This is a genomic window from Paenibacillus nasutitermitis, assembly GCF_014641075.1.
Taxonomy (GTDB): Bacteria; Bacillota; Bacilli; order Paenibacillales; family Paenibacillaceae; genus Paenibacillus_Z; species Paenibacillus_Z nasutitermitis.
In genome coordinates this window covers 1,478,831-1,496,250 of sequence record NZ_BMHP01000001.1, presented here as the reverse complement: position 1 = coordinate 1,496,250, position 17,420 = coordinate 1,478,831, and the positions used below count along the sequence as shown (strand labels likewise).

Annotated in this window: 13 protein-coding genes; 4 read left to right on the top strand and 9 right to left on the bottom strand. The window is 46.0% G+C overall.

All coding sequences use genetic code 11. The features are described from left to right. The first annotated feature begins 352 nt into the window (after positions 1 to 352). The 3 genes from IEY46_RS06390 (at position 353) to IEY46_RS06380 (ending at position 4,170) form a co-directional block, all read left to right on the top strand. On the top strand, positions 353 to 2,158 hold the full coding sequence (locus tag IEY46_RS06390) for a DEAD/DEAH box helicase (RefSeq protein WP_188990203.1): 1,806 nt from the start codon (positions 353 to 355) through the stop codon (positions 2,156 to 2,158). After that, positions 2,155 to 3,105: a YqhG family protein gene (locus tag IEY46_RS06385; protein ID WP_188990201.1), complete on the top strand. Its 951-nt coding sequence runs from the start codon at positions 2,155 to 2,157 to the stop codon at positions 3,103 to 3,105. Before IEY46_RS06390 ends, IEY46_RS06385 begins: the two co-directional genes overlap by 4 nt. A gap of 168 nt (positions 3,106 to 3,273) precedes the next feature. Continuing rightward, entirely contained in the window at positions 3,274 to 4,170 is an 897-nt protein-coding gene (locus IEY46_RS06380) for a hypothetical protein (protein ID WP_188990199.1), read from the top strand. Between the two features lie 19 nt (positions 4,171 to 4,189). Here IEY46_RS06380 and IEY46_RS06375 read toward each other — a convergent pair whose 3' ends face one another. Beyond that, the gene (locus tag IEY46_RS06375; RefSeq protein WP_188990198.1) at positions 4,190 to 4,399 is read right to left on the bottom strand and encodes a YqzE family protein; all 210 of its coding nucleotides are present in this window, start codon (positions 4,397 to 4,399) and stop codon (positions 4,190 to 4,192) included. 140 nt (positions 4,400 to 4,539) lie between these two features. Between IEY46_RS06375 and IEY46_RS06370 the strand changes: the two genes are divergently transcribed. Continuing rightward, positions 4,540 to 5,295 carry an N-acetylmuramoyl-L-alanine amidase family protein gene (locus tag IEY46_RS06370; RefSeq protein ID WP_229750101.1) on the top strand — a complete coding sequence of 252 codons (756 nt, stop codon included), beginning with the start codon at positions 4,540 to 4,542 and terminating at the stop codon, positions 5,293 to 5,295. Here IEY46_RS06370 and IEY46_RS06365 read toward each other — a convergent pair. The 8 genes from IEY46_RS06365 to IEY46_RS06330 all read right to left on the bottom strand — a co-directional run bounded on the left by IEY46_RS06365 (position 5,263) and on the right by IEY46_RS06330 (position 17,294). Beyond that, complete coding sequence (locus tag IEY46_RS06365) at positions 5,263 to 6,099, bottom strand: divergent polysaccharide deacetylase family protein (RefSeq protein ID WP_188990196.1); 837 nt, start codon at positions 6,097 to 6,099, stop codon at positions 5,263 to 5,265. The two genes, IEY46_RS06370 and IEY46_RS06365, sit on opposite strands and share 33 nt — an antisense overlap. 160 nt (positions 6,100 to 6,259) lie before the next feature. After that, complete coding sequence (locus IEY46_RS06360) at positions 6,260 to 7,078, bottom strand: carbohydrate ABC transporter permease (protein ID WP_188990194.1); 819 nt, start codon at positions 7,076 to 7,078, stop codon at positions 6,260 to 6,262. Between the two features lie 6 nt (positions 7,079 to 7,084). Continuing rightward, positions 7,085 to 7,984 carry a carbohydrate ABC transporter permease gene (locus IEY46_RS06355; protein WP_188990192.1) on the bottom strand — a complete coding sequence of 300 codons (900 nt, stop codon included), beginning with the start codon at positions 7,982 to 7,984 and terminating at the stop codon, positions 7,085 to 7,087. 69 nt (positions 7,985 to 8,053) lie between these two features. After that, positions 8,054 to 9,535 (bottom strand): ABC transporter substrate-binding protein, encoded by a 1,482-nt coding sequence (locus IEY46_RS06350; RefSeq protein ID WP_188990190.1) that lies wholly within the window; start codon positions 9,533 to 9,535, stop codon positions 8,054 to 8,056. A 123-nt stretch (positions 9,536 to 9,658) separates the two neighbouring features. Further along, positions 9,659 to 11,209 carry a response regulator transcription factor gene (locus IEY46_RS06345; RefSeq protein WP_188990188.1) on the bottom strand — a complete coding sequence of 517 codons (1,551 nt, stop codon included), beginning with the start codon at positions 11,207 to 11,209 and terminating at the stop codon, positions 9,659 to 9,661. Next, positions 11,209 to 12,876 (bottom strand): cache domain-containing sensor histidine kinase, encoded by a 1,668-nt coding sequence (locus IEY46_RS06340; protein ID WP_188990186.1) that lies wholly within the window; start codon positions 12,874 to 12,876, stop codon positions 11,209 to 11,211. The genes IEY46_RS06345 and IEY46_RS06340 overlap by 1 nt, the downstream gene beginning before the upstream one ends. Positions 12,877 to 13,031: 155 nt before the next feature. Beyond that, on the bottom strand, positions 13,032 to 14,054 hold the full coding sequence (locus IEY46_RS06335) for an S-layer homology domain-containing protein (RefSeq protein ID WP_188990184.1): 1,023 nt from the start codon (positions 14,052 to 14,054) through the stop codon (positions 13,032 to 13,034). An 84-nt stretch (positions 14,055 to 14,138) separates the two neighbouring features. Beyond that, positions 14,139 to 17,294 carry a cohesin domain-containing protein gene (locus IEY46_RS06330; protein ID WP_229750100.1) on the bottom strand — a complete coding sequence of 1,052 codons (3,156 nt, stop codon included), beginning with the start codon at positions 17,292 to 17,294 and terminating at the stop codon, positions 14,139 to 14,141. Between the last annotated feature and the right edge of the window lie 126 nt (positions 17,295 to 17,420).

Below are 17,420 nucleotides of genomic sequence, written 5' to 3'. Positions count from 1 at the left end.
TCGTCATCCTCATAATTGCCGGGCCCAATTCTCTCGTTGAAGCCTAGAAATCTCTTGAAGAATCCGCCGCTTGAGAAGCTGCGACTTTGAAAGGAATCGACCATTTTGCCGCGTGTAACTGCGGATTTATCTTAAAAAGTAAGAAGAATTATTTTCAGAATCGTCCAGGGTCCGCGTTATGAAGAGCTGAAGTCGCCGTTACTGTTTTCGGACTCTTTAATCCGCCTGCATTCTCCGTTATTCGAAATCCTCTCATTTCACTTCTTTTTTCATAGCTGCTCTTATGAATTGCCCCCGGGAAGGCCATACTATGGACAAGCAACTCATTGGTTTCCTTGGAAAGGAGTTCTTCATGGCGTATTCAACAAATCATCCCAAACAGACGGATGCCAGTCCTGTTCAAGCAGGCAGAAAGCTGCATCCCGACGCACCGCTATATTTTGACCGCACCTGGTTCGATCAGCTTCAGGAAAAAATCGACCGAAACGGTCCCTGGGATGACTGGACGATGTACCAGCTGGCCGTAGAAGCGGAGCAGACCAAGCTCATCGAGAGTTTCGACGATTTGCAGTGCTTGCGGAGTCTGCCAGCGCTTGAACCGATGCCGCATCAAATCTCCACAGCCCGTAAAGTGCTGCATGAGATGAGCGGACGTGCTATCCTCGCCGATGAAGTGGGTCTTGGCAAAACCATCGAGGCTGGCCTGATTCTCAAAGAATATCTCGTTCGCGGGCTTGTCCGCCGCGCGCTTATTCTGGTCCCCGCTTCGCTGGTCCTGCAATGGGTGCGGGAATTGAATCAGAAATTCGGGATTGCCGCTATCGCCCAGAAAAAAGAACACACCTGGCAATACGACGTTGTTGTAGCCTCCATCGATACAGCCAAACGTGATCCTCACCGGGATACGCTGCTTAGTCAGGATTATGATCTTCTCATTATCGATGAGGCCCACAAACTTAAAAACAAAAAAACTTCCAACTACCAATTCGTTAATTTGCTGCGCAAAAAATATTGCCTGCTCCTGACGGCGACACCTGTGCAAAATAATCTGGACGAGCTTTATAACCTGATTACGCTGCTTAAGCCCGGGCAGCTCGGCGGCCAAAGCGAGTTTGCGAGCAACTTTGTCGTAGACAAGAGGATTCCGAAGAATGAGGGCCAGCTTCAGGAGACGCTTTCAACCGTTATGATCCGCAACCGGCGCGGGGATGGCGGCATAAGCTTTACGAAAAGGATCGTCAAGAATATCCCGCTTTCCCTCTCCAATGAAGAACAGGCACTTTATGATGCGGTAACGAGATTCGTAAAGGAGCGTTTCGATGAAAGCGGTGGCGATATGACGAGTATGCTTTCACTTGTCACTCTGCAGCGGGAAGTATGCAGCAGCCGCGACGCCGTGTTCCTGACCCTGGTGAATATGTTCAAAAAAACGCCGGAGGATTCGCCCTTGCGTCCCAAAATCTGGGGGCTGGTGGAAGTGATCCGCGGCATTCAAGCCAATACCAAAGCGGAGAAAACGATGGAGCTTGTGCGGAGCATGGATGACAAAGTGATTATATTCACCGAGTACCGGGCGACGCAGGAATACCTCCTTCAATACTTCCGCGCACAAAATATTATCGCCGTACCGTATCGCGGAGGCATGAATCGGGGTAAGAAAGATTGGATGATGGATTTATTCCGCGGCCGCGCCCAGGTTCTGATTGCAACCGAAGCCGGCGGTGAGGGCATCAATCTTCAATTCTGCCATAACATGATTAACTTTGACCTGCCCTGGAATCCGATGCGGGTCGAACAGCGGATCGGCAGGGTCCACAGGCTGGGACAGGCAAGCGATGTTCAAATCTTCAATCTTTGCACGCTGGGAACGATTGAAGAGCATATCGTTTCCCTCCTGCATGAGAAAATCAATCTCTTCGAGCTGGTCATTGGCGAGTTGGATCATATTCTGGAACGCTTGGACAAGAAAGAAACGCTTGAGCAGAAGCTTGCCCGCGTCATGTTGGAATCCGGGAGCTCAGCGGAGCTGCGCAAGCAGATTGATGATCTCGGTAATTCCTTGAACCGGATTCGCAGTGAAGTGGAATCAGAAGCTCCGGGCGGGCTGGAAGCCATCGATGCGATGCTGGATGCAGTAGGACGGGAGGCGAGACCTTGAACGAACGTCAGGTGCATAAATTCGTGCAGCGTTATCTGGAGGCGACCAACTGCCATGTGATCGAGAAGTCACCCTCCCACTACCTGGTCAAACTGTCTGCGAAAGCGGACAGAGAGCTGATGAACCGGACCTATTATTGGGGATTTATCGACCGTACAGGAGCCGAGCCCGAAACCATGTCTTTACTGCTTGTTACGGACAAGCAAAAGTATGACGAGGCCGCAGCGCAGGAGAAAGCCCGTAACGAAAAGACCGCTGCCTCTTCCGGGGCCGACCAGGCGGCAGAAGCGGCACTAAGCCGTACCCGCGGCTTCCTGCACGGAACATTGAATACAGGTGCGCGGGTACCGCGGGAGGATTTGCATTATGGCTCCTCCAGGCTGAAGCAGCTGTTCGAATCCGCCCGGCATAACGGCAGTTTCGTCTGTCTGTTCCAGGAGCCGGAAAAACGCAGCGCCCACCCTTTGCAGTCTACGGCCTACACGGCCTGGCTCGGGGTCAACATGAAAGTGGAATTTGCCTGCGATATGAAAAGAGAGGAAATCCACTCCTTCGGCGTATCCTTGGCTACCGGACAATGCGTGGAACGCTTCTATGACCGCCTTACGCAGCATCGGATGACACCGAAACTGCCGCCTAATATACACACCGCAAAAAATGCCCTATCGCTTAACAAAGCGGCAACCATAGCCGAGCAGGTTCTGGAACGTAAGCTGAGAACCTATGACTACGGCTGGGCTTCGGCTGCTGCCGCAAGACTGGATGAGGAGCTGGCGACGCTACAGCATTATTACGAGCCGCTGCTTGACTCCACTGAAGAAGAGAAGCGGGAGCTGATCAGTGAGCAGTTCCAGCGCAGACAGGAAGAGATCCGCTGGCAATATGAGCCACGGGTGAGTGTTTCCGCCATAAACTGCGGGATTTTCTATCTGGAGGGCATCGGCTAAATGGGAAAGCGACACGATTACAGATAATCCATCGTTTGTTTGCAGCATTACGGCAAAATCTGAAGGAAGCCTGTCCGCGGCTGCGCGACAGCTTCCAACACCCTTTTCAGACAAGCCCGGTTACACTTACGTAAGAACCCAAACCAACGAAAGCTGCAGGTGATATCCGTGCACAAACGTATCCCGCTATTCACAGCCTTAATCCTGCTCATGGTCAGCACCCATGTGGCGGGAGCTGCCGACATCGGAACGAACCCTACGTCAACGCTTAAGAATCCATCCAGACTGGAGATCCAAGTGCATGAATGGATGGACATGCTGTCCGGTCAGCCTCAATTCCATTCCTGGAAAAACGCGGTTTCGGCGATTATGCCGATTGGACCGGGGACACATGGTTTTCTTGTGAGCATCTCCCTGGAACGTCGTCCCATCGGCTATATGATCGTCAACGCGACAGAAGATGGCGGATATGCGCTGGGTGAATACGGGGTTGGCAGCCATCCAGCCTTCGACCCGGACACGCTGTACCTTTCACTGGTACGGCAAGGCCTCATCGAATCCTATTCCGCAGCCATAAAAAAGCCGCTCCGGCTGGAACGGCTGTATGTTCATCCTTTGCTGGCTGTTTGGAAATGGGATGCTGCGGATGGACAAACCTACTATCTGGACGCCTGGACAGGAGAAGCACTGCCGATCGATAATGCAATGTGGCACAAGCAGCTCGCTGCGGCTACATTGAAGTCAAGCGGCCCTGTTCAGCAATCCGCAGTGAAGAGCTTGTCAGACACCCGTTTAAATGACGCGTTCGATCCTTATGAAACCATGCCCTGGCTCACTCAAGCACCTTTAAGCGAAGCTCAGCTTGGTTCCCTCTCCAAGCTGTTGGATAACAAGGCTAAAATTCGCTATACGTCAGAGCTGTTTGATCAGACCGTACTGTTTGTTTGGCCGATGATCGGCTATCATAATTGGAATCATCAAACTCTATACGCGGCTTTTGACCAAATGGGAACCCGTTATGTTCCCCTGAGCGCGCTCACCGGAAACGGAAGTTTTTTCCAATAAGGTGAACCATGTTCCGTTTTCAGTCTCGCTTATCCTTATCCTCCCGGCCGATACGGCTGCGCCACCACAGTGCAAGACCGATCGGGGCGACTCCAAACCATTTCGTCAGCCAGGGCTCTTGAGAAGTCTTGGCTGTTTCACGTGTCTGTTTACGAATTTCCTTTGGCGTCTCCACATAATGTATAAATCTTTCCGTCATATACTTGACGTACTCGTCGGTATCAGCCATCAATCCCACCTCCGTTAAACTTCCGTTATGGTTCTACACTTAGTCTTTCCTCCATTTGTTTTACGCAAACATGCATGAGTTTCCTCCATATGTGCCAGTCTAAGGATAATGAACTGCATATTGGAGGGTGGATAAAGAAGATGCACCACGATTATTATTTGTTTCCTTTTAAATCGAAATGGTCAGTCCGGATCGCCGTCATTTGGATGGCTATGCTGTCCCTGGCCTTTCAAGATATTCCCGCCGCAAACGCCGCACAGGAATCCAAGCTTGATAATATAGAGGCAGCAATACCGGAATACCGCAGAGCCTTGCCTACTACCGAGGTCATCATTGACGTCGGTCATGGAGGCATTGATGGGGGAGCCCATCACAAGGAACTGCTGGAGAAGAATATTAACCTTGCGGTCGGCAAGAAACTTTATTTGCTACTGCGAAGCTATGGAATCCGTGCGGCACTTAACCGCGACGGCGATTACGCTTTAAGCGACGATAACCGCTGGCTGCGGAGCCGCTCCCGCCACCAGCGCGATTTATCGCAGCGCAGCCAGCTTCCCGGTGAGATCCAAAGCGAGCTAATGGTCAGCCTGCATGTCAACTGGACCAAAAATACAAGCCGCTCCGGTCCATTGGTACTTCATCAGCCTCAGGGCGAAAGCGCACTTCTGGCTTATTGCATCCAGGATGCATTAAACCGCCAGCAGCATTCAAGCCGAACACCGGTGTTGGGAAAACCCTTTTATCTGCTGAATAAAGTTGAGCAGCCTGCTGTTATTGTCGAAATGGGCTTTATCAGTCATGAAGGGGATCGCAAAATGTTGACGGATCCCCGCAGACAGCTCCAGATTGCCGATGCTATTGCTTCAGGTGTGCGGAATTATATCCTTCTCCGGTGAAGTTCCCAACATTTCCGAGAGACGGACGAAGCTCATACTTTGCTGAAGCTTGGGAATTGTCGATGTCAGAACCGCTGCTGTTTTCTTGCCCGGAGCTCCGACATGGCCTATCGCAACGCCTTTGACATGAGAGTCCATATGCTTGTGCAGGACCCCCATTTGCTTGGCGATATGGCTTTCCGTATACACATCATCCAGAAATACATCATTGGAAAGAAGCGGAACCCCAAGCTCGGCTGCAACTTTTGGAACAACAGTCTTGAAGGTGGTTCGGCTATCCAGAAAGAACATGCCATGTTCCTTTACCACTGAAAGCACGATGCGCATAATATGTTCATCAGCTGTTATTTTTGAGCCCATATGATTATTCATTCCAATCGCATAAGGAACATCCTTGATTGCAGCTTCTGTCCGGTGACGGATCTCCTGATCGCTCATGTTTGCGGTTATAGCGCCTGGACCCAGCCATTCTCGCTTGCCGTGGTTGGGCTCCATGGGCATATGCACCAGAACATCATGGCCGAGTTTGTGGGCGGACTCGGCATCCTGCCTGGTCATATGCATAAAAGGCATGACGGCTACTGTAAAATGTACGGGTAAATTCAGCATTTCTTTGGTACCCGCCGAGCCATTTCCGAAATCATCAATGACAATCGCTACTTGTCGGGTCGTTTTTCCTCCCGCTCCATCCGTTTGTTGTGCTTGCTGCTCATAATTGGCGGCACTGGAGCGTATGGCTGGATAAGCAACTGCTATTAGAGAAATGATTGTGGCAGCCGCCAGAAACTTCCTTATACTTTTCATCGACTAACCCCCTGCTTTCCTTCGAGTTACACTCATTGTTTGTGGGCAGTGGGCAAATTATGTGTGTTTCCTGCAAAATAAAAAAGGCCGTAAAAAGCCGCTGCTTTATCGCCCGCTCGGACGGCGCTTCTGTCTGATTTATACGGATCTATTGAACCGTTTACATCTTTACCGAACCAGAGGTTAATCCTTCGATAAACTGCTTACTGGCCAATGCAAACAACAACACGAGGGGAACAGACGAAATTGCATAACCTGCGAACAATGAGCCATAGTCAGTTTGTTTCTGCGTGAAATAAAGAAGCCCTACGGGAATGGGCTGCAGCTCGATGCTATTCATGACCATGATTGGCCAAATATACTCGTTCCATGTTGATAAAATATTTAACATCGCCAATGTCCCGATGATCGGCTTCGACAACGGCGCGACGATACTAATCAGAACTTTAGCCTCCCCTGCACCATCCATTCGCGCTGCTTCGAACATCTCTTCAGACAATGATGAAAAAAAAGAGCGTAATACAAAGATACAAAACACTTGGCCACCGGCGATATATGGCCCCCATAATCCAAGCCAGTTGTTCAGGATATGCAATTTAATAACGATTCCAAAAAGCGGTACTAATGTCAATACACTTGGGATCATCAATAATGAAATGATCAGAAAGTAAATCTGCTCCTTGAAGAAAAAACGCATTCGGGCAAGTGCGTAAGCAGCCAAGCATGAAACGATAATCACGCCAACGACCGTTACACCGCTAATGATAAAGCTATTTAAAATAAATCTCCGAATCTGATGCCAGGCTTCCGTATAATTTTCTAGATGCAGTGGAAAAGTAAGTGTCCAGCGGTGGCTGGCAAATTGTTGTGCATCCTTAAAGGAGATCAGCAGCAGCATAATAAACGGAATGAACGTCAGAATTCCAAGAGCTGCTAATATGGCATGTTTACTCATCGAGCTATAGGTCAACTTATTCATGATTTCTCACCTCTCGAATTCTGTTGACGACTTCAGAAATTTATTGTTGATGACTGTAAGGCTGAAAATCATAATAAAAAGTACGACTCCGATCGCACATGCGTATCCCAACTGACTATTGGTAACCGCTTCACGATACATGATATAACCCGGAACGGTGGTCTTATTGGCCGGTCCCCCGTTGGTCAGAACGAGCTGCAGACTAAAGGTTTGTATCACCGAAATAATCGTTAAGATCATGATCAGCTTAATTTGCGACATGATGAGTGGCAGCTCTATTCGGAAAAACAATGTCCTCCCGTTTGCCCCATCAACAATAGCCGCCTCACGCAAGGAGCCTGGTATACTCTGAAACCCCGCTAAAAAGATCAATACATATACACCCGATATCCAAGGGAACCCAACTAGCAAAAGTGATGGAAGCGCCATTTTCATGCTTGCCAGCCACAAAGGCAACTGCTCGTCTGGAATGCCTATTGCAGCAAGAAAGGAATTGATCAACCCTACATCAGGGTTTAATATGAATTGCCATAGCAGAATCGTAACCATACCCGGGACCACCATCGGAAACACAAACAATAGACGGTACATATTCTGCAGCTTAATATGTTTGACTTTATAAATAAGCAAGGCAACGAATAGCGGGAATGTGAGCGCTGTGATCACATTAAATGCGGAGAACCAGAATAAGTTAAGGAAAGCTTGACGAAACTCCTCCGAAGTAAAGATGATTTCAAAATTTTTGAACCCAATATACTTTGCTGTTAGAAATCCATCCCAATTCGTAAACGAATAATAAAATGCGGATATCGCTGGATAATAACTAAAGGTCATGATCAATACAATCGTAGGAAGTAGAAATAAATAAGCTTTGATGTTTACTTTTTTCCATATTGAATTGGGCATCTGTCATCTCCCATTCCTGTATAATGAATAAAGGGGCCTCCCTGGAGAAGCCCCCTATTATGGATAGGATTATTTCAACCAGTCTGGATTCGCCTCTGCCATACGATCAGCAGCTTCTTTATAATATTTCATGACTTCATCGGTGAACTTATCAATGGTCCAATCTCCATTAAGGTAGAGCTGTATTGCTGCTTTCATTTTATCTTTGAACGGCGCATCAAGGAGTGCATGATAGCCCTGCATAATTGTGAGTGGGATATCATTTACAAAAGGCTCCTGACCCTCAGGAGTTACTGCCCCAACAATGTTTGGAATAGTCAAGCCTTCTGCCGAAATTCGTGTCATATTATCAGGACTGCCAAGAAACATTAGAAAATCCATAATAGCGGTCACTTTTTCCGGATCTTCTTGATTCAAATAACCAGGTACCAACCACTGTGCCGGCCCCCATGGACCGTAAATTTTGGTTGCCTTGCCCGATGCTGCAGATGCAACATCTTGTGTAATTGCCGGGAAACTAAACACGCCGTAATCAAATCCGAAATCCGACTTGTTCAAGTAATCTGAATATGCATTTCCAGCCATCCACATGGCAGCCTTTCCGGATTCAAACAACTGTTCTTCATCGATTTGCGCATTAAAGCCTTTTGGCCATTGCTGTGACCATTCCTTCATTAACAAATACTCTTGCTTGACGGCTTCTTTAAGCGGGAACTTTCCTTCCTTGATTGCTTTGACGAGCTCATTTGGCTCTAATCTGCCATTTCCACTAGCATCAATATCATTCATTTTGTCGAGCATAAATTCGCTATGCATGATCGTATCGGCCCAAGGACCGGAAGAAGCAGATTCTGTACTAAAGGCCATCGGAATGACACCGGAAGCTTTAATTTTCTCCTGGACTTCGATGAATTCAGTCCATGTTGTCGGCACGGTTAAGCTCAGCTTATCGAAGATTGTCTTGTTGTAATATATACCTATCGCTACACCGTCCCCGGGAATGGTGTATGCATTTCCGTCCGGAGCTCTTACTGCGTCAATAATGCCCGGCACAAATGTATCCTTCCAAATCTGATTATCATTGTACGGATTCGGTTTATTTAGCCAAGGGTCCATCTGTAGAAACCAACCTTTCTGATAATTGGTCCACGTTTCCTCGAAATTCGTCCAGAAAATATCCGGTGCATCCTTGCTAAGCATTCTTGCTTGCAGCCAAGCCTTGCGGTCAGGCGCCGTCACTTCAACAAACTCAATCTTGATGTTTGGCTTCAATTTCGTATATTCATCTGCCAACTCCTGCATTACTTTGTGCACAGCCGGATCCTTCGTCGTACTTTCTCGCGGCAAATAACCTTGCGGGTCAAACTTGATCGTCATGTCCTTGGTCGGTGTGTCTGGCGCGGTTGACACTTGCCCCGTCTCAGATGGTGCAACCGATGATGCCGGTAATGTAGGATCTGCTTTTGAATTGTTGCTTGAACACGCTGAAATCAATAACAATAAGGATAAAACAGATGCAGACGCGAATCTGCTCAGGCTACACTTCCCCATTCTTCGTTCCCCCTGTTTTCAATATGACTCCATTACTAAGTCCAATTATAGCTTTCTGTCATAATGCGCCGAATAACTGCAATTGACATTGCTTTGCTGTAGTTGACCAGTTTGTTGTGCGCACTATGATTTGATTTGTTCGCGGTAATTCATCGGACTCAAGCCCACATGTTTTTTGAATAATAGGCTAAAATGCGCCGGATCCTTAAATCCGACCTCATATGCAATTTCATTTGCCTTCAGTCTCGTTTCAAGCAGCATTCGTTTTGCGTCTTCAATTCGGTAAGACCAGATTAAATCACGGAAATTTTGACCGGTCTCTTTTTTAATCAGCCGACTGAGATAAGAATGGTTCATATGAAATTCATTTGCCAGTCTCTCCAATGTCATGTCTTCGGCAGACTTGCTTCGTAAATAGGTACAAATTTCTTTGACCAGCCCATTCACAGATTGACTTTGGCTGATTGCGATAATCCGATCTGCAGCTTCTTCCACCCACTGCTCCAGAAATACCATTAAATCAAACAATATATCAAATGATAAAATGGTCTTACGCGTATGTAATTGAATTTCTTCCGGAATTCGCAAATTGTATTCCAACAATAGCATTTCTACTTTTTGAACAACTTGCAGCGCAAAAGTATGTATATTGGTTTTTGTCAGTCCTTTACCCATCATCTCCCTCGATATGGAAAGTAAATAAGAAGGCACTTTTTCTTTTTCCCCTTTACGTAACATAACTGTTAACTCATTAAGCTGGTCTTCCGCTCCGTTAATGTTGCCCTTCACGAGATTGGGAAGCGCATCATTAGAAATGATCGAGCCCTTGCCCAGCAGCATCCGATAGTCCAAGCAATCCTTAATTTCTTTCCAGGCTTGATCCAAATACACAAGGGAAGATTTTACTTTACTGATACAGATGGATACTGTAAATGGAAACGAATCTTTGCAACGCTCAAGCATATCACCAGCCATTTTCATGCTATCCGCGCGCATTTCCCACAGATCGCCATGCGGCTTAAACAAGATGAGATACAATCCCTTGCTGTCCGAATAATCCCAATAGCTATAGGGATTATAATGAAGAATTTGTGTGACGGCTTCCCTTAGAGCAAACAACGAATAAACTTCTCCAGTCTCTTTTAGAACATCCGCATTATCGATTACAACACAGATGACGATGGTCTCACGGTCTTCCAACCTGTTCTCAAGGGCAACTTCATATTTATCCGACACTTTAGCGATTGGGCTAAGCATAGCTTGGATGACTTTCTCTTGCTTGAATCGATCCTCCCTGCTTATGCGCGCTTCTCCTTGTACAATTAAATCGACGGCGTGCAGCAGCTCCGCATTCTGAATGGGCTTAAGGATAAAATCTGCCGCTCCAAGTTTTACCGCATGCTGCGCGTACTGAAAATCGCTAAATGCAGTCAAAAAGAGAAAACGGATGTGTGAAAATCTTACTTTAATTTGCTCTGCTAATTGAATGCCATTCATTAAGGGCATCCGGATATCGGTAATAATGAGATCCGGTTTATCCACTGGAATCCGCTTAAGCGCTTCGACTCCGTTGGCTGCAACACTTGTTATTTGACAGCCTATATCGCCCCATTCTGTTAAATTGGCAAGGTGATTTCGAATTAGCTCTTCATCATCTACAATCATTATTTTCATTAACTTTCTTCACCCTTCATTATATTGATAGGCAAGCGTAGTCGTACGATCGTCCCGCAGTCTGCTGCCGGCTCTATCGATAACCCATATCTTTTGCCGTACAGCAGCTGAATCCGTTGCTTCACATTATTTAAGCCAATTCCTGAGCTTTGATGATCCTTGGATGACAGTTTCAGTCCCGCTCCATTATCTTGTATTTCGACAATCAAGTCGTATTCGTATAAATAAACGCGAATCTTAATATTGCCTTGTTCCTCGATCTGGTCAATTCCATGAATAATGGCGTTTTCCACAAGTGGCTGTAAAATGAGCTTCGGCACAATAACCTGCTGCAGCTCATCTGAAACGTCGATTGTCCAAGTCAAACGTTCCTTATATCGATATTTAGCCAGCTGTAAATAGTACAATACGAATTGAAGCTCATTCTTCAAAGGAATCAAGTCACTTCCTGGCGAGATTGAAAAGCGAAAAATCGCAGCTAGTAATCGGATCATGTCCGGTATAGCCGTAGAACCAAGCTCTTTGGCCATGATATTGACGGATTCCAGCGTGTTGTATAGAATATGAGGATTGATCTGGGCTTTAATCATTTTGAGCTCGGCTTCTTTGTTCAGCAGTTCAACCTTGTAAACCTTTTCGATCAAGTTTTGTATATCCGTAATGAGATGATTAAAGCTGACGCAGAGTCGGCCGACTTCATCAATGGTTTTAATATTATCTATCTTTTCGTAAACCTCCTTCTGCGCTTTCCCCATCAAACGACTTAATCTCGCAATCGGCGTGGTCACACGGCGCAATAGGATAATGGTCAGAATAAGAACAAGAAGCCATGTTGCCGCTGTAATCAACAGTGCAAAAAAAGCCAAACTATTCATTTCTTGATTGAAGTTCGCTTTTGAAAAAAGACTGATAAAGCGAAAGTCCGAATACGCTGATACTCTTTCCAATACGACTGTATTCTTTGTATCCGGGTGACGCAAACGGGTGCCTGTTAGTTGTTGATCCGAATTGGAAAGGATCAGCCCACTGATGTTCGTTATAAAGAACTCTTGGCTGCCGTAAGTTGAATAAGTCATTGCTACCCTCTCCGGGTTTAACATAACGATCAATAAACCGATTCTTTTTCCAGTAGGTTCATGAATAATTTCCTTTGCGCCAACCAACCGATTATGATCGTTAAAGGGAGCCCATACGAAAGTCTCAGGCTTCTCGCGCGCCATGGCCTCCAAAGCAAGATTAGACTCAAACTTGTATTCTTTATCGGCATAATAAACTTCTTGATTTGCGTTAACCAAGTATATTGCATCAATAAATTCGCTTCTTAATATCAACTCGGATAGCCGTTCATTAACTCGGCTTCCTCTACTCGAAAAGCTCTCTCGATTTTCCTCATTCGTCGCATAATCTACTCGTAAAGCGGTTGCAATAAGATCATCCTTTTGTATCTGTGCAGCTTGGAGAGCAACCTCTCGTAAATATCCATCTATTTTATCGACCATCTCTACCAGTGATTGTTTTTTCGAATCGGTGATATTCGTCTCCAATATTGCAGATGACTTATAATAAAAGACACTAATCACGAGGATCAGTGGGAGTAAGGTCAATATAGAGTATAAGAGAATCATTTTATTAAAGAGCTTGGATGCAAATACTTTCCATAGACTCATTATCATGTTCCTTTGAATCGTATAAAACAATGGCTTTCACTCCAATTCCGATATTGAATAAAATTATTCCAGTCATAATCGTTCAACAAAAACGAAAAAACAGGTAGGGTGAATCACCTGTTTTCTGCGTATATTGCCCCGTTTCATCACGCTTATCATAGAAGGCTTAACGAAGTCAATAACCTTCTAATCACTGTCGCTGCTTCCGCCCTTGTCGCCTGATCCCGGGGAACAAACCTAGTCTTCGTTCTACCATTCACGATTCCTAAACCGACAGCGAATTGGATTTCCTTTTTGGCCCACTCGCTTATGTTTTCCGAATCAGCGAAAGTCATAACCGAGTCGGCACCGCCAGGGTCTCTTAATGCAGAATCTGAAGCATAGTTTCTCGCTCTAACAATCATTACGGCCATTTCTTCCCTTGTGATGTTCTTTTCCGGAGCAAAGCTCGTTTCTGTAATTCCCCGGATAATGCCTATTGAATAGGCGCTTTTCACTTCATTCTCATACCAAGCACCAGGCGCAACATCAGTAAACGGACTTTGATTCGAACCCGCTTTCAAATTCAGAGCTCTAGCAATTAGCGCCGTAAACTGTGCTCTTGTTACCTTCGCATTCGGTATAAAATGATCTTCGTCCACTCCTTTGACGATGTTTTTGGAAGCGAGCAGTTCTATATCTGCCTGGGCCCAATGGCCTTCCAAATCTAAAAAAAACTTTGTCACAGTGATGCCCTTTCCTAAGGAAAACGATTGATTCGATAAATGATGGTCGACCACCTTCATGGATTCCCACCTGACGGTCGAGGTCCCGTGATGTTTAATCTTGAATGTCAGGCTGCCGATGGAAATATCCCCGTGATCTCCGCTTACATTTCCGATTTTGGTATGAGCAATGATGATCTCGTTGTTCTTGATAATAGGCGATACAGAAAATCCGTCCAGACTTGAAGTGGCATCCACAAGCTCTATCAGGTCGGGATCAAACGTAAATCTGGCCTCATAGCCATATAAATCCTCCATATTTTTACCGCTCATAGTAACGATAACTTTACCATCAGCAAGTTTATGAGCAGCTATTAGAAATGATGGTGCCTGCTCGGCATAGGTGGCAGCAGGTAGCGCCAACGGATAACAGAGTAGAAATAGCAACAGGTAAGTCATCATTTTACGATTCATCGTATCATCCTTTCGATGAGAGAACGGTCACGTTGTTTTAGAATAAACAGGAAGGAGCAGTCTCCTCCCTGTTTATTCCTTCGATTACTCCAATATCTTCTTGGCAACCGCTGCGAGATCGAGGATGTCGATTTTGTCATCTCCATTAATATCCGCTTTCTTCACTTGCTGCCAGTCCGGGCTGCTGCTGTCTTTACCGTAATGAGCTGCCATGATGGACAAATCGCCTATCGTAACTTTTCCATCTTGATTGATGTCAGTGCTGTTTCCGCCCGTGCTTCCTGACGTAACCTGAATACTGATGGATGACAAAGCGGCAAGTGTTTCGTTTCCTTGGTCATTTCCAAGAGCTGCGCTCGTAATCGAGATTACACTTTCTGCCGTTTGTGAAATATTATTCGCTCTGAATGTTAGCTCTACCACTTGGGCGTTGCCTGTGATTGCATGCTCCGAGCCTTGACTGGCCACAATTAACCGCAGCTTACCCTCAGGCTCTTTGACAACTTCTACAATTGCAATATCTTCTATTAAGGACCTTGCGGATACAAATTCCATGACAGCAGAATCATAAGCCAATTGGATATCCTGCGCGTAAACTGCCTCGCTGACACTGCTTAAACCGTAGCTCACTTTAAATTCTGTCCCCGCAGGAACCGAGCTTCCTTCAGTTGTTAAAGTGGTGCTCGTATCGCTAAACGAAGCATCCAAGGCATACAATCTGCCTTCACCCGCTTCGAAATGATCCGATAACAATCTGGTCGTATCATTGTAATTCGTGCTAGCCTCTGTCCCAGTCGTTTTGGAAACTTCCGTCACAGATTGAATTCCGGGCGCTAATTGAAAAGACAATGTCTGCGCGTTTTTAAAGTCCTGATTCACAACCATCACATATTTCCGACCGTTCTCATGGGTGAAATATCCGATAACAACAGGTTGTTCGCCAACCTGTTGCCAGAAAAAATGAGCAGGCAGCGCCGTTGTTCCATCAGGGATCGTGCTGCCGGTATGATAAACTGCATTTGAAGATAGCTTCATAAGCGTCGAGCCGAGATATTGGACTTGGGCATCTATATCCTTGGCCCAGTAATAGGAGTTGTTTTTGGTGCCGTCAGGCAGAATAAGTCCATTATTATGTCCAGGCGGTGTAAAGTAGGTGTACCACATATAACCTTTTGCCCCATAGACCAGATTCGTAAAGACCTGGTAACGCATTTCGGATTCATTAGGAGCTCGCAGCCAGTTATCCCCTACTGATTGCATATAACTCCAGAAATCAGTTCTGGCTAATAGCGACTGCTTGCGGATAATTTCGAGATTGGCATAGTAACCAGTTCGAAACTCCTCCCATCTGGCGAAAGGGTAAAAATCAAAGGAGAGAATATCGGGTTGGGTGCTTGCCCAGCGGTATACATAATCCTCATAAGTCCCGCCTTGAATGTTCTGATCGATCGTAAACCACAGGTCAGCATCTATTGGTGATCCATCCCTATACGCCGTTCCGTCGTTGATCCAGCTCTCTCCATTATTCGAGCGGACGACTCCGTCAATAGAAACAGTACCCTCCACAGTCAACTCCATATAATACTGCGTGTTTTCCTGGACAGCTGTATGAAGACTAAACTGCGGCCAATCCGTATTTGCCCCCATACGGCTGCCACTAGCAATCAGGTTCGTTTTTGCCGGAGAATCCCATAGTTTAAGGTCCACTTCCTTGCCTTGATTCCATGTTTGGTGATCGACCCAAATCTGAATGGCAGAGAGATATGTCTGTCCTGGCAGCGTTGTGAAAGTTTGCCCTAATGATTGTTCGTTTGTTAATTGTTCATTCGTCGTATAATCAGCGAAACCGAGTTGTTCGGAGGTTGCATAATTGGGCAACAAATTCACAAACACCATATGATCGGGATCATTTGCTTTTAAGCGTCTAGTTGCTTCCTGCAGCTTGGGATAAAATTGACTGCTCGGTTCATCAAGCAAATAATAACCTTTTGTCGCTTCGTAATCCTTATAGTCCTCGGTGATTGCGTCCAAGCTGGCATCAGATGGACGCAGTCTGGCGCCATCAGCATAGACGAGCTGAAAGTAGGTAATATCAAACATGAGATCAACATTGCCCGACGCACCGTTCAGATATGCCTCTCCATCACTGTAAACATCATTGGTGCTGGCAGACAATAATACAGGGGTGGAGCTGTTACTCGTAACTTCCATATAATAAGACTGGTTTAAGCTTATCGGTATATTCCCTATTGCAAATGAGCTATCTCTTGCATTTATCGTAATGCTGTTTAATAAAGTTTGTTTAGCCGGACTATCGTAAATCGCAAGCGTCAGTGCAGTACCAGGATCCCAAGCTGAGGTGGGATCGACAAAGAGCTTTACGCTTTCGATGTACCAGCCGGTGTCCAGATCCTCTCTCTTCACCTTAAACGTCTGCCCGATCGGCTGAGAATCACTGATTGCAAGGGTTCCCCCTCCCACAGCTTGTGTTGAATTGTAAAAGTCAACGGCGAAGCGGCTATCATTAACAATGATTTTGAAATCGTTGGCTTTTGCCAGCTTTAATGCTTTATCATTAATTCCCGGAGATACGACATAATTGTTTCCGATGAAAAAATTAGCATTCATCTCTCTCATTTCTTTATATCTTTCATCTGTCGTATCGTCTGGTCCGGGTGGCCAAAAAAGACCGATTGGGAAAACGTTAGGTACGTCAGGCACAACATCGGTTACTTCTTCTAACGAGAAATCGTCGCAATAGGCGCTTCCCGTATCTCCGCTCGGTCTATAACAGAACACACGGGCGAACGTGTTGGTTTCGCCTGTAGTAAAGATGACAGTCCCTTGCGTGTAATTATTTCCGACAAGCGTTTCGGACAGGATGTCGCCACCGTAACTATTAACACCAATAAACACTGCGCCACTGTCTGTTTTTGCATAACCAGTCATTTTATACTTCGTATTTGGTAATAACCCCATTACGGCCTGATTTACCTGATCGCCTAATTGCGTTATCTTAGCAGCATATGTACCCGACCTGACATTTGCGGGCACGTTGGTTACTTCCGCAGAAGTCGTGGTCCATGAATCCAGCGTTCCGCTTTCAAATCCGGAATCGTGCATTATATTCACTTCGGCGTCCGCTGCAGTTGTGGGCGTGGGATTTCTAAGCAGACCTCCCGCTGCCATAAGAACAGCTAAACAAATATAAACTATTTTTCGTGCTAAATGCTTAACCATCAACCAAACCTCCTCATGATTTAAAATACTGTAACTACTTGTGTGCCCTCTTTACTATAAGTTCTCAAGTGCAAGCGTTTACATAACTGTAATTGACATTTCTTTTTCCCAATTGACTTCACTTTA